Here is a 15,007-nt window from a genome sequence, read left to right on the forward strand (position 1 = left end):
CCCACGTCCGTGGGGGAGAGGAAATGCCAAGCTTTTTGAGGAAGAACCCAAGCCTTCGAGGGAGAGAGACTCAAACTCGAGGCCGCAACCTTGGTGATTAGCGTTTCCTCTCCCCCACGGATGTGGGGGAGAGGTGGCTCGGCGAAGCCGAGACGGAGTGGGGGAGCACCCTATGCGATTGCCAAAGTCCGGGCGACCTTGCCAACCCAGACCCCCCGCCGCCTACTTCAACGAAATCGCGATCCCGCTCAAATCCGCATTCACCTGCAGCCCCACCTGCCGGCCTGTAAGCTCGAGCGTGGCGCCCTTGTCGTTGGTCATGACGATCACCTGCGCACCCTTGCCGATCGCGCCGCCACCGCCGGCCGCGCCGTAAACCCCGGTCGCATCGCGGACCCTGCGGATGTGCCGCACGGTGCCGCGGAAATAGGTCTTGGAAACGCCGAAGGCGAAGCCGCCCGAGACGCCCCCGATCGAGATCGGATAGGAACGGCCATGGTAGGTCAGCGTGCCCTCGCCGCCGGAACCGCCGACGAAGAAGGCCGCCTTGTAGACGGAAAAGCGGATCGTGGCGCTGTCGGCATGCGCGGCACTGGCAGCGCTGACGGCAACAGTCGCGATGGCCGCAACCGCAAGCGAACGAAAGCTGGATGAGATGGTCATGATGAGAACTCCACAAGATCGCCGCTCACCCAACCGGCAGGGCTCGTCGGCGTCGAATCAAACTGGAACAATTTAGCGTGTGGTTTGGTTCCAGACAGGCGAGGAGAAGCCGCCACCGCACGAGGGCGCGCGCTTGCATATATCGAGCAGCGCCAGGGCTACGCTATTTTCTTTCGCCCCCGCTTCAGCACCCTCCGCAGCATCAGCTTCAGCCGCCTCACCTGATACTGCCGCCGCAACGTCGCCAGGGCCGCGCGGTGGGCGGCGTCGATCGCGGGCAGCGTGTCCGGTGCGCTCGCCTGAGGCAGCGCCAGCAGCGCGTCGGCATGACGGTCGGCGAAGGGTTTCGGGTCATAGCTGGCGAACGGCGTCGGCGGATCGCTGAGCACGGTGGGGTTGCTGTTGATCTCGAACACCACAAGCCTGCCGTCCACGAAGGTGTAGTCGATGCGGCCATACTGCATGCGGGCTTTTTCGAAGACCTGCATGACCGCATCGGCGTCAGGATTCGTATCGATATAGGTCCTGATTTCTTCGATATGCGCCGGCAGCAACTGCTCGGGCGAATTCTTGACGAACCAGGATTTCGACATGGCGCAGTGCTGGCCATAGATCGTATCGCCGACCCGAAAGGCAGCGTATTTCCGGTAGTAGCCGTCAGCCCCCGGCGTACCGATCATCTCCACCACCATCGGCCGCATCAGATCGCTGCCGTCCAACCGGGCGATCGCGGCGTCCAGCGCCGGGCGTCCGTGCAGCAGCGGCGGCTCCTTGTAGAGCGCGCCCGCCTCGTCACGGATGAAAACGGGAAAGCGTATCGTGCCGTCCAGCTGATCCGGCCTGAACACACGAAAAGCGTTGCTGCCGTCGGCGTGAAGCATGCGCAAAAGGTCGAAGCGCTGCAGGCTGGCGGTCGGGTGATTGAGCTGTGTCAGATCTGTCGTCTCAGCCAGTTCGGCGCTGATGGAGGCGGCGCGGCTCAACTCGTCGGAGCTTAGCCGGTCCATGTCGGACCAAATGACCACGCCGACGCGAACGCCGCGCAGCAGCCCGGCATCCTCATAGCGCACCAGCCGGAACGACGCCTGCAGGTCGGTCCGATGATAAAGCAGCACCACTGCCTGGGTGTAGGCGTGCTCCCTATGCGTCACATAAAATATCATGCGATCCCATTATCCGTATGTAATTGCAAAGGGGAACCATGATGATTAGAGAGATTCGGGGAAACCGTGAAATGGTTCTCGTTCCAGCGTTGCGTCAAACAGGAGATAGAACTGGTTGACGTTTCCGCGCAGCTGCAAACCGCATTGGCAAGGAACTGCCATATGCCACTAGCGCGCTAAAAGTCGAGGCAGCCGACAGATGAATTTAGACAATGTTGCGGTACCCATCCGCCAGTTAGACATGGAAGACATGCCGTTGCTGATGGAGCTTGAGGCTGCCGCCTGGGCCGCCCCGCTGCAAGCGAGCGAGGCAACCATTCGCCGCCGGCTGGCACTCGGACATACCATGTTCGGAGCAATCGATGGCACCGTGCTCGCCGGCACCATTTGCTTTACCGAGACCAGCCAGGACCCGCTGGTGCGGGCCGAGTTCCCGGCAAATTTCGAGGCCTATGCGTCACTGCCGCGCAGCGAACCGGTCCACGCTCTTTACGCCTACAATCTGTGCGTCCGGCCGAGCCATCGCGGCTCCAACACGGCGATCCGGCTGCTGAAGGAGATGGAACGCCACGGCCGCCGCCTCGGCGCCCGCTGGCTGATCGGCGATGGCCGCTGCTCGTCCTATGCCGGTTCCCCGGCTGACGACGATGACCATGTCAAGGCTGACCCGAGGTTCCGTACCACCATCGACCTTTGGAACGAGACCGGCATAAGACCGCCGCTGGAAGAAATCATCCGGGATCCGCTGCTCCGTCTGCATTATCGCGCCTTTGAATGCGAGTTCCTCTATGTCATGCCGGATTTCTTCCCGCAGGACGCAGCATCAGGGGGATTTCGGGTCATTTCAGCCAAGGATCTCAATGAATGACACACGTGCCGGCCGCTTCATGACGGTTCCGTTTTTCGATCCGTTCGTGCTCGGCGACGATCCGTTTCCGCATTTTGCCCGCATGCGTGCCGGCGGCGGCGTCGCGCGCGGCACCGCACCCTATCCTGAGATTGCCGACGCTTATTATGTCTTCAGCCATGAACTGGTGTCGCGCGCGCTGAAGCATCCCGCTCTGCTGCAGGCGCCGCCGGGCCAGTACGAGGAGGTCCGACGCAAGCTTGTCGACCAAGCGGCGATGGCGCTGCTTACCCGGTCTTTGCTGCTCGCCGATCCGCCGCGGCATGGCGGGCTCCGCCGGCCGGTCGCCGGTTACCTCGCTCGTCCGGCCGTCGACGTGCTGTCGGAGGGTCTTCGCGCGCTCAGCCGTGACCTGGTCGACCAGGCGCTGGCCGACGGCCGCGTCGACGCCGTTGCCGGCCTCGCCGTGCCGGTGTCCTTCTGGCTGCTGCAGGAAATTCTCGGCCTTGAGATTGAGGACCCCTGGGCACTGAAATCGGTGACCCGCCGCATAGCCACCGCCTTCGACCTGCGAAAGGAGCAGCCGGCAGCAGCGAGCGCCGAGGCCTATGGCGAATGCCAGGCTTTTGTCGAGGAGCGGCTGGCCCGACAAGCCTATCGGCCGGATGGAATGGTCGCCGGCATGGTGAGGGAGGTGGCAGAGGGCCGCTGGTCGCGCGAGGACATGGTGGCCAACGTCGTCTTCATGCTGTTTGCCGGACAGGAAACCGTCGTCGATGCTCTCGGCAACGCCCTGGTCGCCCTGGATCGTTTCCCCGAACAGCGCGCGCTGCTCGAGCGCGGCGTAGTCGACTGGAGCAACGCCGCGGCCGAACTGCTTCGCTATGGTGCCTCGGTGCAATACGCCGTCGCCCGCATCGCGGCGGAAGACATCGACCTCGGCGAAATCAGGATTGCGGCCGGCGAAGCGGTCGTACCGGTGCTCGGCAGCGGCAACCGCGATGATGCCGTCTTCCCGCATGGCGACCGGCTGGACCTCACGCGCCAGCCGGCCGTGTCGATGACCTTCGGCACCGGCCTGCATGTCTGCCTCGGCCAGCACGTCGCCCGCATCGAAATCGCGGCGATGATCGAAGCGCTGTTCACCCGTGCGCCCGGCTGGCGGCTTGATGCCGCAAATGCCGAGCGCCGCGCCTCGATGTCGTTTTACGGCATGGCCACCGCGCCGCTTTTCCTCAGCCCCGCTGCGTGAACAGCGGCCGCGTCTGGGCGATGACCGCCGGGTCGAGCGATGCGACGATTTCCGCGACCTTTGCCCGCAAGGTTCTGACCGTCGCATCGTCGAGCGGATCAAAAATATCGTTCTGATCTCTCGACGCCCTGTACTCTTCGAGCGACGGTGCCTCGCTCGACGGCGTGAAGCCGCCGCCGCGGGCATGCTTGTCAGCCAGTTCCTGCTTCGATTTCACGGCATAGTGGCGGATCCAGCCGACCTTCCATTCCATCGGCATGGCGGCCGGGTGCTTGTCGAGCGTCATGCCGTCGACCAGCGTCCGGCGCAGCGAGATGCGGAAGCCGTGCGGGTGCGGCATGAGCAGCTTTGGATCCCGCAGCGCCTTGCGCAGGACCGACGACACGCGGGCAAACGATTTCTTCCAGCGCGCGGTCGGGGCGACATGCGTGCCGCGCCTTTGAAACCGCACCGTCACCAGTTCATCGTCATAGACCTCTTTGCCGTCGCTGCCGAAATTCACCCAGCGAAAAGCGGCGCTGCGCACGCCGGGCCGGCTCAACAGCGAGCGGACCAGTTCCGCTCCGCTCCAGGGCAGTCCGTCGAGCGGCTCGAGGAACTCGTCGGCGTCCATGAAGCCCAGATAGCGGTAACCGTGCAGCAGCGCCTGCCAGTAAAGATAGGAATAGGCCCGCCGCTGCGGCAGCACCGTATCGTGCCGCCAGTCAACCAGCCGGATCCAGCCAGCATCGCGCAACGCCGAAAGCACCGCCGTCTGCGGGCCGGCGGTGCAGTTGTCGGCGATCATCAGGTCGAAGCCATGTAGCTTGTGCCACGCGACCCACTCGATCACATAGGGCTGCTCCAGCTTCATGATCGCACAGATCACCGGCCTTTTGACCGAAAACGGAATTCTCATCGCAACGCTTTCCCCGCGCCATCGGCTGCCGCCCGAGGCTCGACCTGCCGGAACGGAATCGCATCACCATAGAAGGCTGCGAGCTGCTCGGAAGAGGCCGTCCAGTCGCCCATGTCGAACTGGTGGAACCGATAGCGGGCGTCTTCAAGCGGAAGCAGGTCGATATCGGGCCTGATGCGCGGGTCGAATATGCCGGCCACCGGCAGATGGATGGTGCGCGCCGACGACAGCCAACTGGCCAGCCAGGAGAAGCTGCTGACCCCCGTGACGAGATAGCTCGCCCGGCGCAGCGTCTCGAAATCCGTCACCGGCGACGCCTTCGGCGCGAAAACAGCATCGGGAAAGCGCTGCCGCAAGCGCCGGCAATAATCATTGTCGTCATGCGTTTGGCCGACAAAGACCGGCTTGCGGCGGCTCTCCTTGATGAGTGTCTCAAAGAAGCCGAATGGCATCGGGCAATAGTTGCGGTGGAAGCCGTCGAGGATGTCGCCAGCCCGCACATGAATGACAACAAAATCGTCGCCATAGGTCGGCGCGTCGACCGCGCGTCCGTCAAACAACCGGGACACCTCATCCCGGTCATAATAGCCCAACCGCTGCGCGAAGCCTTTGAAGCGGATGCTCCGCGCCCGTTTTTCGCGGAACGCCGCAGTGATGCTGTCGAGGTCGTAGCGGTGATAGCCATCGATCCGCAGCAATCGAAATTTCCAGAACAAGGGCGGCTGCACCCTGGCAATGGACCATTCCGGCAGGTCAGCGTTGCAGACATAGCCACCGGGGATGCGCTTCGCCAGCACATGGCAAAACATGTACTGGAACATCTTGTTCGCGAGGCCGCCATAAGGCTGCATCACGATGGGAACATGCCGCATTGGACCCCTTTCGCCAAAGACGGCCATTGTTAGCCGAGCCACGCGGGCCGGTCGACAGGCCCGCACCCATACGTGACTCCCCCAGTGCCCGAAAACTGCACCACGGGCTCGGCAAACCTCCGAGCCGTTGCGACCATCACCGTGATCCGGAAGGTCACCAGCGACGCCACGCCGCAACCGGCTATCACCTGAGCATCCCTACCCCACCTCCGCAAACAGCCAATCCCGGAACGCCTTCACCTTGCGCTGCCTGATCGCTTCCGGCGGGTACACCACGTAAAAACTCGAAACCGCTTTTAGCGCGTGGTCGAAGGGGCGCACCAGTCTTCCTGTCGCGAGGTCGGCTGAGACCAGCATGGTGCGGCCGAGCACAACGCCTTCGCCTTGCACAGCCGACTCGACCGCGAAGGTGGCGGAATCGAAGGTCAGGCCGCTGTTGGGGTCGACGCCTTCGACGCCGGCGCTGGCGAGCCACGCCGCCCAGTCGATGCGATAGCCGTCGCGGATCAGCGTGTGATGCTTGAGATCCTGCGGCGTGCGCAGCGGATGCGGGCCTTCGAGCAGCCTTGGGCTGCAGACCGGAAACACCTCCTCGCCGGTGAGGAATTCCGAGGTCAGCCCGGGATAATGGCCGCCGCCATAGCGGATGGCGATGTCGATGCCGTCGCCGAGGAAATTGGTGAGCTTGCCCGATGTCGACACGCGCACGTCGATGTCGCCATGCGCGCGATGAAAACGGTAGAGCCGGGGCACCAGCCACTTGCCGGCAAACCCGTCCGAGGTGCTGACGTTCAGGCTCGTGTTCGAATGGCGCGATGTCGCCACCTGTGTGGCCACCGTCAGTTGGTCGAGCATCTCGCGCACTGCGCGTGCATAGGGCTCGCCGACCGGGGTAAGGCGCACCGAGCGCGTCGCGCGCTCGAACAGCTGCACGCCGAGCTGCTCCTCCAGATGCTTTATCGCCCGGCTGATGGCGCCATGGGTGACGTTGAGCTCGTCCGCCGCCCTGGAGAAATTCAGATGCCGGGCCGCGGCCTCGAAGGCCGGCAATGCGTTGAGCGGTGGCAGTTTGCGGGGCATGTGCGAGCGCCGGGCATTTGTGAGAATTGGTAACAAATACTTGCCAAATTTTGGTTTGTCCACCCGGCCTTTTCCAGTCAAAAATCCTCACAAGATTTGTGATCAAACCTCACTTCAGGAGGACACCATGGCCACCATCCACCCCTTTCTCTGGTACACCGGCAATGCCGAGCAAGCCCGCGACTTCTATCTCTCGGTATTCGCCAACAGCCGCGCGCTGGAGACGGTGACCTTCACCGACCATGTCGGCGGCACCGGCGTACCGCACGCGATCTTCGACTTCGAGCTCGAAGGGCTGCGGCTGACCGCGCTCAATGCCGGCGGCATGCCGGCCTTCAACGAACGCATGTCGCTCTACATCGAGACGAAGGACCAGGCCGAGACCGACTATTACTACCAGGCGCTGACGGCGGGCGGCGGCTCGGAAAAGCCGTGCGGCTGGTTGCAGGACAAGTTTGGCGTCTACTGGCAGGTCATTCCGGAAGCCGCGATCCGGCTGATGAACGATCCGGACCGCGACAAGGCACACCGGGCGCGGCAGGCGATGTATTCGATGAAGAAGATCATCCTCGCCGACATCGAAGCCGCCCACGCCGGCCGTTCGTAAGTCAAACCCGACATTCCCGAAACAGGAGGCATCAATGGCACCGCTCAAGGGACAAAAGATTGTTGTCGTCGGCGGCAGTTCCGGCATCGGTCTCGGCGTCGCGAAAGCCGCGTTGGAAGACGGCGCCGAATTGGTGATCGTCGGCCGCTCGGCGAACCGGCTGAAGGCGGCTGAAACAGCGCTTGGCGGCCGGGCGAAAAGCATCGCCGCCGACATGACCGACGAAGCCGAGATCGCCCGCCTGTTCGGCGAAGTCGGCGCCTTCGATCACCTTGTCTCCACCGCCGGCACGCCGCCGCCCAACTATCCGATTGGCGACACCGACATGGATTTCGTGCGCAGCTTCATCGACAACAAGCTGATCGGTGCGGTGATGCTGTCCAAGCACGCCGTCCGCGGCTTGAGGAAGGGCGGCTCGATGATCTTCACCTCAGGCATAAACAAGGACCGGCCGCCGGTGCCCGGCGGTTCGGTGGTCTCGGCGATCGCCGGCTCGTTCAGCTATTTCGCCCGCGCGCTGGCGCAGGAACTGGCCCCCACCCGCGTCAACATCGTCTCGCCCGGCTGGGTCGACACGCCGATGTGGGACGAACTCGTCGGCGAGGCGAAGTCAGGCTATTTCGCCGCCATGGCCGGGCGCATCCCGGCCGGCAAGGTCGCGGCAGTGGCTGATGTGGCGCCGGCCTATATTTACCTCATGGGCAACGAGTTCATGACCGGCGAGACGATCCACATCGATGGCGGGCAGAGGTTGGTGTGAGCGGGCAAGGCGGGGGCAAATTACTATGGCGCTCTCCGTCCCGGCTTCGCCGCGCCACCTCTCCCCCACTCCCGTGGGGGCGAGGAACCCAAGCTTTTCGAGGCTTCAGCCTTCGCGCTTGGCATTTCCTCGCCCCCATGAAATGGGGGAGAGGTGGCCGCGCAGCGGCCGGAGAGGGGGCTGGCGCTGCCATAGGCGATTGCCCCTGGGGCAAGCAGGGTCGAACTAAACCTGGACGGTCCACGCACTGCGCGGCGCCCAGCGCATCTTATCGTTGCACGAAACCAAGCCTTAGCGTCTGAAGTATAGGCTGAGCAGCGATGACCTTCGTTGATCTCCTCCTCGGATTCGGCATGCTGGTTCTGGCGATCGCCGCCGCCATCTGGGTCATGCTGTCCGGAGGTTCTGACCGCGCGGTCTTCCTGTTGTTGGTCTCGGTTGTCCTGTTTGTCTGGATCGTGGCCATCGCATACTCGCACCAACAGACCGATGACTGGCTCTCCACGTTTCCCGGACCGGTTGTGATCAGTGCGCCAACATGGCAGCGCGTTCTGCTCTGCCTCACGCTGCTGTTGCTGGGAGTGGTCCCCCTTTTTGGTGGCGTCATCATCGAGGTCCGACGCGGCGACTGGGACTTCCTGGAGGTGGCGGTCTCGTGCATCTTTGGTCTGGTGTGCCTGATGGTCGCTCTTGCGCAGTTGCCGCGCCGTGAACTTGTGCTCAGCCTGGACAGGTTTGAATACCGGTCATTTCGGCGGATCCATTCCTATCGCTGGTCCGAGTTCTCCGGCTTCCGTGTTTTCAATTCGAAGTGGAGCTATCTTTTGTGCGAATTCGCGCATCAGTCGCACCGCCATCCGGTCTTTCGGCGTTCACTGATGATCGCCGGTCCACTGGGCGTGTCCAAACAAGCGCTCAAGACGCTGCTGATCGCATGGCAGGAACGCGCGCTGGCCGGCGCTCCGGTGCCCACCGCGGCTTCCCGCCCCGCAGCTTCCGATGCGCCGCCGCGCAACCGGTCGCTTCTTGACTACGCCTAGCCTGTTGCCGGAAAGCAGAGCGGTTTTCCGTAAATGACGAACCGCCCTACGGATATTTCGCCGGCTTTGGCGCGTAGATTTGCGGATCGAAGTCCAGATCCTTCGGCAGCGGCAGGCTCGAGCACTGCAGATGCATCTGGCGGGCAATCAGCCTTCGCTGCTGCTGTTGATGCTCCTTTGCCGCCGCGACGAGGCCCATGCTGTAGGGCCCAAGCAGCACGCCGAAGCCCCATCCCGGCTGCCCTTTCTCGCGCTGGTCGTAGTTCATGGCATCCGTGCGCGCCTGCTGGCATTCCGGCGTCGCCCATTTCGGGTCCTGCGGCGACAGCGAGGCTCCGTACTGGACCGGAGAACTGACGCATCCCGCCACTGTCGCGGTCAACGCGACGACCATTGCAATCCTCATCCGCAAGCCCCTCCTAATTTAGGACGGCGACTACAAGATGATTCGAGCCGCAAAAAGGCAGCTTCGGGATTTCGGAGCGCCGCTCAGCCCAAAAGGTTGCGCGCCGTGCGCATGAAGATTTTCGAGCCGATCGGGATCAGATCGTCGGGAAAATCATAGTCCGGATTGTGCAGCGAAGGGGTACGCTCGCCGGCACCGAGGAAGAACATGGCCGACTTGGCCTTGTGGCCGAAAATGCCGAAATCTTCCGAGGCGCGCATCGGCAGGGCTTCCTCGCTGCGCGCGACACCTTCTTCGTCGAGCGCGCGGTTCAGATGCTCCACCGCATCCGGCGCATTGACGCTGGCGACGAAGATCTCGTGATAATCGCAGCGGACCGACAGGCGGTGCTCGACCGCGATCCTGGTGGCCAGCACTTCCGCCGCGGCGACCAGCTCCGCCATGCGCTCGTCACGCCTTGTGCGCAGCGTCGCCCACACCTCCGCATGACCGGGCGCAATGCCGAACACGGCCTCGCCCATCCTCGCATGGGTGACGGTCACCATGCTGAAATCGTCGTCGGCAAAGGTGCCGCGCCCGAGAGCCGGCAGCGCCGGCATCAGCTGGCTGATCGCCGGCATCGGCGACACCCCGGTTTCGGGCATGGACGAATGCGCGGTCTTGCCCTCCAGCACGATGCGGATGCCGCGCGAGGCGCAGTTGACCACGCCGGGTTTCAGCCGCACTTCGCCGAACGGCACGCCCGGCAGATTGTGCAGCGAGAAGGCGAAGTCCGGCGCGATCTCGCCAAAGCGCGGATCGGCAACGACGCCGGCCGCACCATTGCCGGTCTCCTCCGCCGGCTGGAACATCAGGACGACGCGGCCGCGCGCCGGCCTTTCGCGGCCAAGCTGGCGGCCGAGTGCGGCGAGGATCGCGGTATGGCCGTCATGGCCGCACATATGCGATTTTCCCGATACCTGCGAGGCATGCTCGACGCCCGAAAGCTCCTCGATCGGCAGCGCATCGAGCTCCGAGCGGAACAGCACCGTCGGCCCTGCTCTGCCGCTGTCATAGACCGCCGCCACACCATGCCCGCCGAGGCCGGTCAGCACCTTGTCCGGACCGGTATCGGCGAGGAAGGCGACGACTTCCCTCGCCGTCTTTTCCTCTTCGTTGGAGATTTCCGGCTGCCGATGCAGCTTCCGCCGCCATTCGGTCAGCTCGATGAGGTCTCGGTTGGTGAGGGTCATGGGTTAGGACTCCGCTCGGCTCGTCGGTCACCAAAACACGATAGGATTTTTCTCGCGCCGTGCCATGCGGATCAATTCTGATAGGCCATCGGCGAATTCACGAACCCAAGCGTCGGGGCTGGATTCGATGAGCTTCAATTCGCGTTCGAGCTCGGCGAAGCTCGGCTCCTCGATCACGTCTCCCATATGGCCACCGGAGTAGAGTACAAGCCGTTCGAAGGCCGACGTAGGTCCAAGATAGCCCTCGATTGTTCTGCTCAACTCTCCGATGTGGGAGACATTCCCCAGCCACTTGTTGTACGCCATGACGGTGTCGAGCGCGAGATTCACACCCTCCGGATTGATCACTTCGCATTCGCCCGTCATCGGCTCTCGTTGAAAGCGGTAACCGGGAAACTCCCGCTCCATCGTCGGGACACTTTTGAAAACCGCTGCGTCGAGACCCATTCCGATCCTCCTGGCTACCCATCAAGCCGAGCAGGGGCTGCCTACTTCGGCAATCCCGCCAGCCGCATCGCGTTGGTCACCTCGCCGGCGATCTCCGGCGCCAGTCCGACCGCCGCCGACCAGCGGCCAATGGAAAAATGCGGGTCGAGCGCCATCAGGCGCGCGGCCGAGGCCTTGGCCTCGTCAAGCCGGCCGAGCCTCGCCAGCGGCGCCGCCAGCCAGCCATGCAGCATGCTGAAGCCGGGGGTCATCTCCACCGCCCGCCGGCCTGCCGCGACCGCTTGCTCGTGGCGGCCGTTGAGAAAATTGCCGAAGCCGATAATGCCTTGCGGCACGCAGTTCATGGCATCCAGCGGGGAGAGCCTGATCGCCTGCTCGCCCCAGTCGATGGCGCGTGCCGCATCGCCGCCATAGGCCACCGACACGCAGCCAAAGGCGTAGACGAAGGAGCAGGAGGCGTTGAGCGAAAGCGCCGTCGCGAATGCCGCGTCGGCGAGCTTGCGGTCGTGCTCGACCATGCCGATGGTGAAGCCGGCGAGCGCCATCGCCATGGCGTCGCCCGGACCGTGCTCGATCGCCGCATGGGCATGGCGGGCTGCCTTGTCGCGATGCTCCGGCAGCAAGCCGCCGCGTAGGTAAAGGGTCTGATGCGCCCAGGCGGCAAAGCCGTGCGCTAGCGCGTAGTTCGGCTCGATGGCGAGTGCCTGGTCGAGCAGCGGCAAGCCCTTGGCGGCGCCCTGCGGCATGAAGGTGTAGACATCCGGCAGCGCGCGCAGCAAAAGATCGTAGGCGTCGAGACTGTCGGGGCGCGTGCGCTTGACGCGCTCGATCTCGGCGCGGCGCAGATTGGGTTCTATTGCCGCGACGACGCTGACGGTGATCTCGTCCTGCAGCGCGAACACATCGGTCAGCTCGCGGTCGTAGCGTTCGGCCCACAGATGGCTGCCGTCCTCGGCGTCGATCAGCTGGCCGGTGATGCGCACGCGGCTGCCCACCTTGCGCACTGAGCCTTGCAGCACATAGCGCACGCCGAGCTCCTGCCCGACCTGCTTCACGTCCACCGCGCGGCCCTTGTAGGTGAAGCTCGAGTTCCGCGCGATCACGAACAGCCAGCGGATACGCGACAAGCCGGTGATGATGTCCTCGACCATGCCATCGGCAAAATAATCCTGCTCAGCATCGCCGCTCATATTCGCGAAGGGCAGCACGGCGATGGAGGGGCGGGCGGGAATGCCGTGGTCGGGCTTTGCTTGCTGCACCGGTGCCGATGCGGTCGTCTCGGCACCGCCTTCCTCGCGCACGGTGCCGACGAAGCGAAAGCCCCGGCGCAGGATCGTGCGCACGAGACGCTGCTCCTCGCCGCTGTCCTGAAGCGCATTGCGCGCGGCGTTGACGCGGCTGGCAAGCGTTGCGTCGGAAACGATCCGCCCCTGCCAGACCGCATCGACCAGATCGTCCTTGCTCACCACCCGCTCGCGGTTGCGGATCAGAAACTGCAGCAGGTCGAACACTTGCGGCTCAACGGGGACCAGCTCATTGCCGCGGCGCAATTCGCGCCGCTCGCCATCCAGAGCAAAATCCTCAAAACAATACGACAAATTGCTGTCTCCAAATCGTCCGGAAATGGCCAGTCAGACACTTTAGCCGCGTCTTGAGCGCAAAATCAAAGCGATCTCAAGGGAAAATCAAGCCGTCCTGAAGGCCCCCTCAAAGCGCGCCCGCTGCTGCCGGCGCATAGTCCTCCTGCAACAAACGTTCAACCGACCTCAACCAAACAACCAACGCTTTGAAAAGGAGAGCTCAAATGTCGAACAACGCAGCAAATTCCGTCGTCCTCGTGCATGGCGGCTTCGTCGATGGCTCCGGCTGGGACGGCGTCTATCAGATCCTCAAGAAGGACGGCTATGACGTCACCATCGTCCAGAACCCGACGACCTCGCTCGCCGACGACGTCGCCGTTACCAAGCGCGCCATTGCCCAAGCCAAGAGCGACGTCATCCTGGTCGGCCATTCCTATGGCGGCATCGTGGTGTCGGAAGCCGGCACCGATGCGAAAGTGGCTGGTGTTGTCTATATCGCGGCTTTCGCTGGCGATGCCGGTGAATCGGTTGCGACCCTGATCGCCAACCCGCCTCCCGGCGCTCCGGTGCCGCCGATCCTGCCGCCCGTCGACGGCTTCCTGATGCTCGACAAGGAGAAGTTCGCCGCGTCCTTCGCCGCCGACGTGCGCCCCTCGCTCGCCGCCTTCATGGCCGACTCGCAGGTTCCGTGGGGCATCCCGGCGCTCGAAGGCAAGGTCACCGCTCCAGCCTGGAAGGTGAAGCCGAGCTGGTATCTGGTCGCCAGCGACGACAAGATGATCCCGCCGCCGGCACAGCGCCAGATGGCAACCCGCGCTGGAGCAACGACGGTCGAAGTGCCCGGCAGCCACGCCGTCTACGTCTCCGATCCCGCCGCCGTCGCCAAGCTCATCGAACAGGCCGCCGCCGGCGTCGCCAAGAAGCGCGCCGCGTAACACGAAACGGATTGCCCGGGCGCCTGACGGTGCCCGGGCTTTTTCTTGCGCCGTCGTACCGGCCATGGCGCGACGAGCGAGATATTCCCTCCTTCCGAGATCCTCGGTCTCATCTCCGACATCCGGCGGCCGCTCCTGAGAAGCACGGCGCGCACGCCTATGCCAAATCTTCGGCGATATCAGGCTCCATCCAGCCCAAAAAGGCGGTTCCGGAACGACAATGGCCAGGCGATTTGCGTTTCTGTTGGTTCGCGACTTCACGCTGTCACCGCTGTCGCTGTTCATCGACACGCTGCGGCTCGCAGGCGATGAGGGTGACCGCAGCCGCAGGATCGAGTTCGACTGGGAGATCGTCGGCGAACGCGGCCTGCCGATCCGCGCGAGCTGCGGCGTCGAATTGCTGCCGACCAAGGCGATGGGCAATCCTGAGGAGTTCGACAATGTCGTCGTGGTTGGCGGCCTGCTCGACACCAACCGGTCGCTCAGCTCCGAAAAGGAGGCCTTCCTGTTGCGCGCCGCGGAAAAGGGCGTGCCGCTGACGGCGCTTTGCACAGGCAGCTTCGTGCTCGCGCGCTACGGCCTGCTCGACGGCTACAGCGCCGCTGTGAGCTGGTTTCACATCAAGGATTTCCGCAACCAGTTCCCTGATGTGAACGCCCACGCCGACAGCCTGTTTTCCGTCGATCGCGGCCGCTCGACCTGCGCCGGCGGCACGGGCGCGGCCGACCTTGCCGGCCATTTCGTCTCGCAGTTCATCGGCCGCAAGGCGGCGGAAAAAGCCGCCAAGATCCTCGTGCTCGACCGCATCCGCTCGAGCCGCGACGTGCAGCCCGTCGGCGACCTCTTTCCCGCGGCGTCGAGCCGCGCGGTGAAGCGGGCGCTGCTTCTAATGGAAAGCAACCTCCAGGAGACGCTGTCGGTCGCCGAGATCGCGAACCGGCTGAATCTATCGCGGCGCCAGCTTGAGCGCCTGTTCGGCGCCGAGCTCGGCATCGGCCCGATGGCGGCCTATCTGGCGCTGCGCGTGCATCATGCGAAGTCGCTGCTGGAGGGGAGCGACTTGGCAGTCGGCGACATCGCCTACCGCTGCGGCTTTCCCAATGCCGGCCATTTCAGCCGCGTCTTCCGCCAGCAGACCGGCATCACGCCGACCCATCTCAGGCATCCAGACCGAACGTCGGGTGTATCTGCTGGAAGCAGTGGTCCGTAGGCGCATGTTCAGGAC

Annotated in this window: 16 protein-coding genes; 7 read left to right on the top strand and 9 right to left on the bottom strand. The window is 64.0% G+C overall.

The window, feature by feature from the left end; genetic code table 11:
• Positions 1–222: 222 nt before the first annotated feature.
• Both AC1DZ8_RS23830 and AC1DZ8_RS23835 read right to left on the bottom strand, forming a co-directional pair.
• Positions 223–663: a hypothetical protein gene (locus AC1DZ8_RS23830; RefSeq protein WP_477305332.1), complete on the bottom strand. Its 441-nt coding sequence runs from the start codon at positions 661–663 to the stop codon at positions 223–225.
• A gap of 158 nt (positions 664–821) precedes the next feature.
• On the bottom strand, positions 822–1,826 hold the full coding sequence (locus tag AC1DZ8_RS23835; protein WP_477305330.1) for a hypothetical protein: 1,005 nt from the start codon (positions 1,824–1,826) through the stop codon (positions 822–824).
• A 199-nt stretch (positions 1,827–2,025) separates the two neighbouring features.
• Between AC1DZ8_RS23835 and AC1DZ8_RS23840 the strand changes: the two genes are divergently transcribed.
• Together AC1DZ8_RS23840 and AC1DZ8_RS23845 are read left to right on the top strand one after the other, a co-directional pair.
• Positions 2,026–2,694, top strand: a complete 669-nt coding sequence (locus AC1DZ8_RS23840) for a hypothetical protein (protein WP_477305328.1) — start codon at positions 2,026–2,028, stop codon at positions 2,692–2,694.
• Positions 2,687–3,925: a cytochrome P450 gene (locus AC1DZ8_RS23845; RefSeq protein WP_477305326.1), complete on the top strand. Its 1,239-nt coding sequence runs from the start codon at positions 2,687–2,689 to the stop codon at positions 3,923–3,925. The genes AC1DZ8_RS23840 and AC1DZ8_RS23845 overlap by 8 nt, the downstream gene beginning before the upstream one ends.
• On the opposite strand, the gene AC1DZ8_RS23850 is transcribed toward AC1DZ8_RS23845, so the two are convergent.
• From AC1DZ8_RS23850 to AC1DZ8_RS23860, 3 genes are read right to left on the bottom strand one after another with little or no spacing between them, the layout of a single operon-like run.
• Positions 3,909–4,823 (bottom strand): glycosyltransferase family protein, encoded by a 915-nt coding sequence (locus tag AC1DZ8_RS23850; protein ID WP_477305324.1) that lies wholly within the window; start codon positions 4,821–4,823, stop codon positions 3,909–3,911. The two genes, AC1DZ8_RS23845 and AC1DZ8_RS23850, sit on opposite strands and share 17 nt — an antisense overlap.
• Positions 4,820–5,872: an alpha-1,2-fucosyltransferase gene (locus AC1DZ8_RS23855; RefSeq protein WP_477305322.1), complete on the bottom strand. Its 1,053-nt coding sequence runs from the start codon at positions 5,870–5,872 to the stop codon at positions 4,820–4,822. Before AC1DZ8_RS23855 ends, AC1DZ8_RS23850 begins: the two co-directional genes overlap by 4 nt.
• Positions 5,873–5,893: 21 nt before the next feature.
• Positions 5,894–6,775, bottom strand: a complete 882-nt coding sequence (locus tag AC1DZ8_RS23860) for a transcriptional regulator GcvA (protein ID WP_477401721.1) — start codon at positions 6,773–6,775, stop codon at positions 5,894–5,896.
• Positions 6,776–6,902: 127 nt separating this feature from the next.
• Between AC1DZ8_RS23860 and AC1DZ8_RS23865 the strand changes: the two genes are divergently transcribed.
• The 3 genes from AC1DZ8_RS23865 to AC1DZ8_RS23875 all read left to right on the top strand — a co-directional run bounded on the left by AC1DZ8_RS23865 (position 6,903) and on the right by AC1DZ8_RS23875 (position 9,182).
• A complete protein-coding gene (locus tag AC1DZ8_RS23865; RefSeq protein WP_477305318.1) occupies positions 6,903–7,382 on the top strand; it encodes a VOC family protein in 480 nt (159 codons plus the stop codon).
• A 34-nt stretch (positions 7,383–7,416) separates the two neighbouring features.
• Positions 7,417–8,142 carry an SDR family oxidoreductase gene (locus AC1DZ8_RS23870; RefSeq protein ID WP_477305316.1) on the top strand — a complete coding sequence of 242 codons (726 nt, stop codon included), beginning with the start codon at positions 7,417–7,419 and terminating at the stop codon, positions 8,140–8,142.
• A gap of 320 nt (positions 8,143–8,462) precedes the next feature.
• Positions 8,463–9,182: a hypothetical protein gene (locus AC1DZ8_RS23875; RefSeq protein ID WP_477401723.1), complete on the top strand. Its 720-nt coding sequence runs from the start codon at positions 8,463–8,465 to the stop codon at positions 9,180–9,182.
• 46 nt (positions 9,183–9,228) lie between these two features.
• On the opposite strand, the gene AC1DZ8_RS23880 is transcribed toward AC1DZ8_RS23875, so the two are convergent.
• The 4 genes from AC1DZ8_RS23880 to AC1DZ8_RS23895 form a co-directional block, all read right to left on the bottom strand.
• Entirely contained in the window at positions 9,229–9,588 is a 360-nt protein-coding gene (locus AC1DZ8_RS23880) for a hypothetical protein (protein WP_477305312.1), read from the bottom strand.
• Between the two features lie 83 nt (positions 9,589–9,671).
• On the bottom strand, positions 9,672–10,820 hold the full coding sequence (locus AC1DZ8_RS23885) for an amidohydrolase (RefSeq protein ID WP_477305310.1): 1,149 nt from the start codon (positions 10,818–10,820) through the stop codon (positions 9,672–9,674).
• Positions 10,821–10,847: 27 nt separating this feature from the next.
• Positions 10,848–11,267: a hypothetical protein gene (locus tag AC1DZ8_RS23890; protein WP_477305308.1), complete on the bottom strand. Its 420-nt coding sequence runs from the start codon at positions 11,265–11,267 to the stop codon at positions 10,848–10,850.
• A gap of 41 nt (positions 11,268–11,308) precedes the next feature.
• Complete coding sequence (locus AC1DZ8_RS23895; RefSeq protein ID WP_477305306.1) at positions 11,309–12,865, bottom strand: winged helix-turn-helix domain-containing protein; 1,557 nt, start codon at positions 12,863–12,865, stop codon at positions 11,309–11,311.
• Positions 12,866–13,071: 206 nt separating this feature from the next.
• Between AC1DZ8_RS23895 and AC1DZ8_RS23900 the strand changes: the two genes are divergently transcribed.
• The gene (locus tag AC1DZ8_RS23900) at positions 13,072–13,782 is read left to right on the top strand and encodes an alpha/beta fold hydrolase (protein ID WP_477305304.1); all 711 of its coding nucleotides are present in this window, start codon (positions 13,072–13,074) and stop codon (positions 13,780–13,782) included.
• A 220-nt stretch (positions 13,783–14,002) separates the two neighbouring features.
• The gene (locus AC1DZ8_RS23905) at positions 14,003–14,992 is read left to right on the top strand and encodes a GlxA family transcriptional regulator (protein WP_477305302.1); all 990 of its coding nucleotides are present in this window, start codon (positions 14,003–14,005) and stop codon (positions 14,990–14,992) included.
• Positions 14,993–15,007 lie beyond the last annotated feature (15 nt).

This window comes from Mesorhizobium sp. P2_F7 (genome assembly GCF_056403695.1).

Coding starts and splice junctions, on each gene's coding strand:
- AC1DZ8_RS23850 (WP_477305324.1), bottom strand. CDS start 4,823: ATGAGAATTCCGTTTTCGGTCAAAAGGCCGGTGATCTGTGCGATCATG.
- AC1DZ8_RS23905 (WP_477305302.1), top strand. CDS start 14,003: ATGGCCAGGCGATTTGCGTTTCTGTTGGTTCGCGACTTCACGCTGTCA.
- AC1DZ8_RS23880 (WP_477305312.1), bottom strand. CDS start 9,588: ATGAGGATTGCAATGGTCGTCGCGTTGACCGCGACAGTGGCGGGATGC.
- AC1DZ8_RS23830 (WP_477305332.1), bottom strand. CDS start 663: ATGACCATCTCATCCAGCTTTCGTTCGCTTGCGGTTGCGGCCATCGCG.
- AC1DZ8_RS23865 (WP_477305318.1), top strand. CDS start 6,903: ATGGCCACCATCCACCCCTTTCTCTGGTACACCGGCAATGCCGAGCAA.
- AC1DZ8_RS23835 (WP_477305330.1), bottom strand. CDS start 1,826: ATGATATTTTATGTGACGCATAGGGAGCACGCCTACACCCAGGCAGTG.
- AC1DZ8_RS23860 (WP_477401721.1), bottom strand. CDS start 6,775: ATGCCCCGCAAACTGCCACCGCTCAACGCATTGCCGGCCTTCGAGGCC.
- AC1DZ8_RS23900 (WP_477305304.1), top strand. CDS start 13,072: ATGTCGAACAACGCAGCAAATTCCGTCGTCCTCGTGCATGGCGGCTTC.
- AC1DZ8_RS23875 (WP_477401723.1), top strand. CDS start 8,463: ATGACCTTCGTTGATCTCCTCCTCGGATTCGGCATGCTGGTTCTGGCG.
- AC1DZ8_RS23840 (WP_477305328.1), top strand. CDS start 2,026: ATGAATTTAGACAATGTTGCGGTACCCATCCGCCAGTTAGACATGGAA.
- AC1DZ8_RS23845 (WP_477305326.1), top strand. CDS start 2,687: ATGAATGACACACGTGCCGGCCGCTTCATGACGGTTCCGTTTTTCGAT.
- AC1DZ8_RS23885 (WP_477305310.1), bottom strand. CDS start 10,820: ATGACCCTCACCAACCGAGACCTCATCGAGCTGACCGAATGGCGGCGG.
- AC1DZ8_RS23870 (WP_477305316.1), top strand. CDS start 7,417: ATGGCACCGCTCAAGGGACAAAAGATTGTTGTCGTCGGCGGCAGTTCC.
- AC1DZ8_RS23890 (WP_477305308.1), bottom strand. CDS start 11,267: ATGGGTCTCGACGCAGCGGTTTTCAAAAGTGTCCCGACGATGGAGCGG.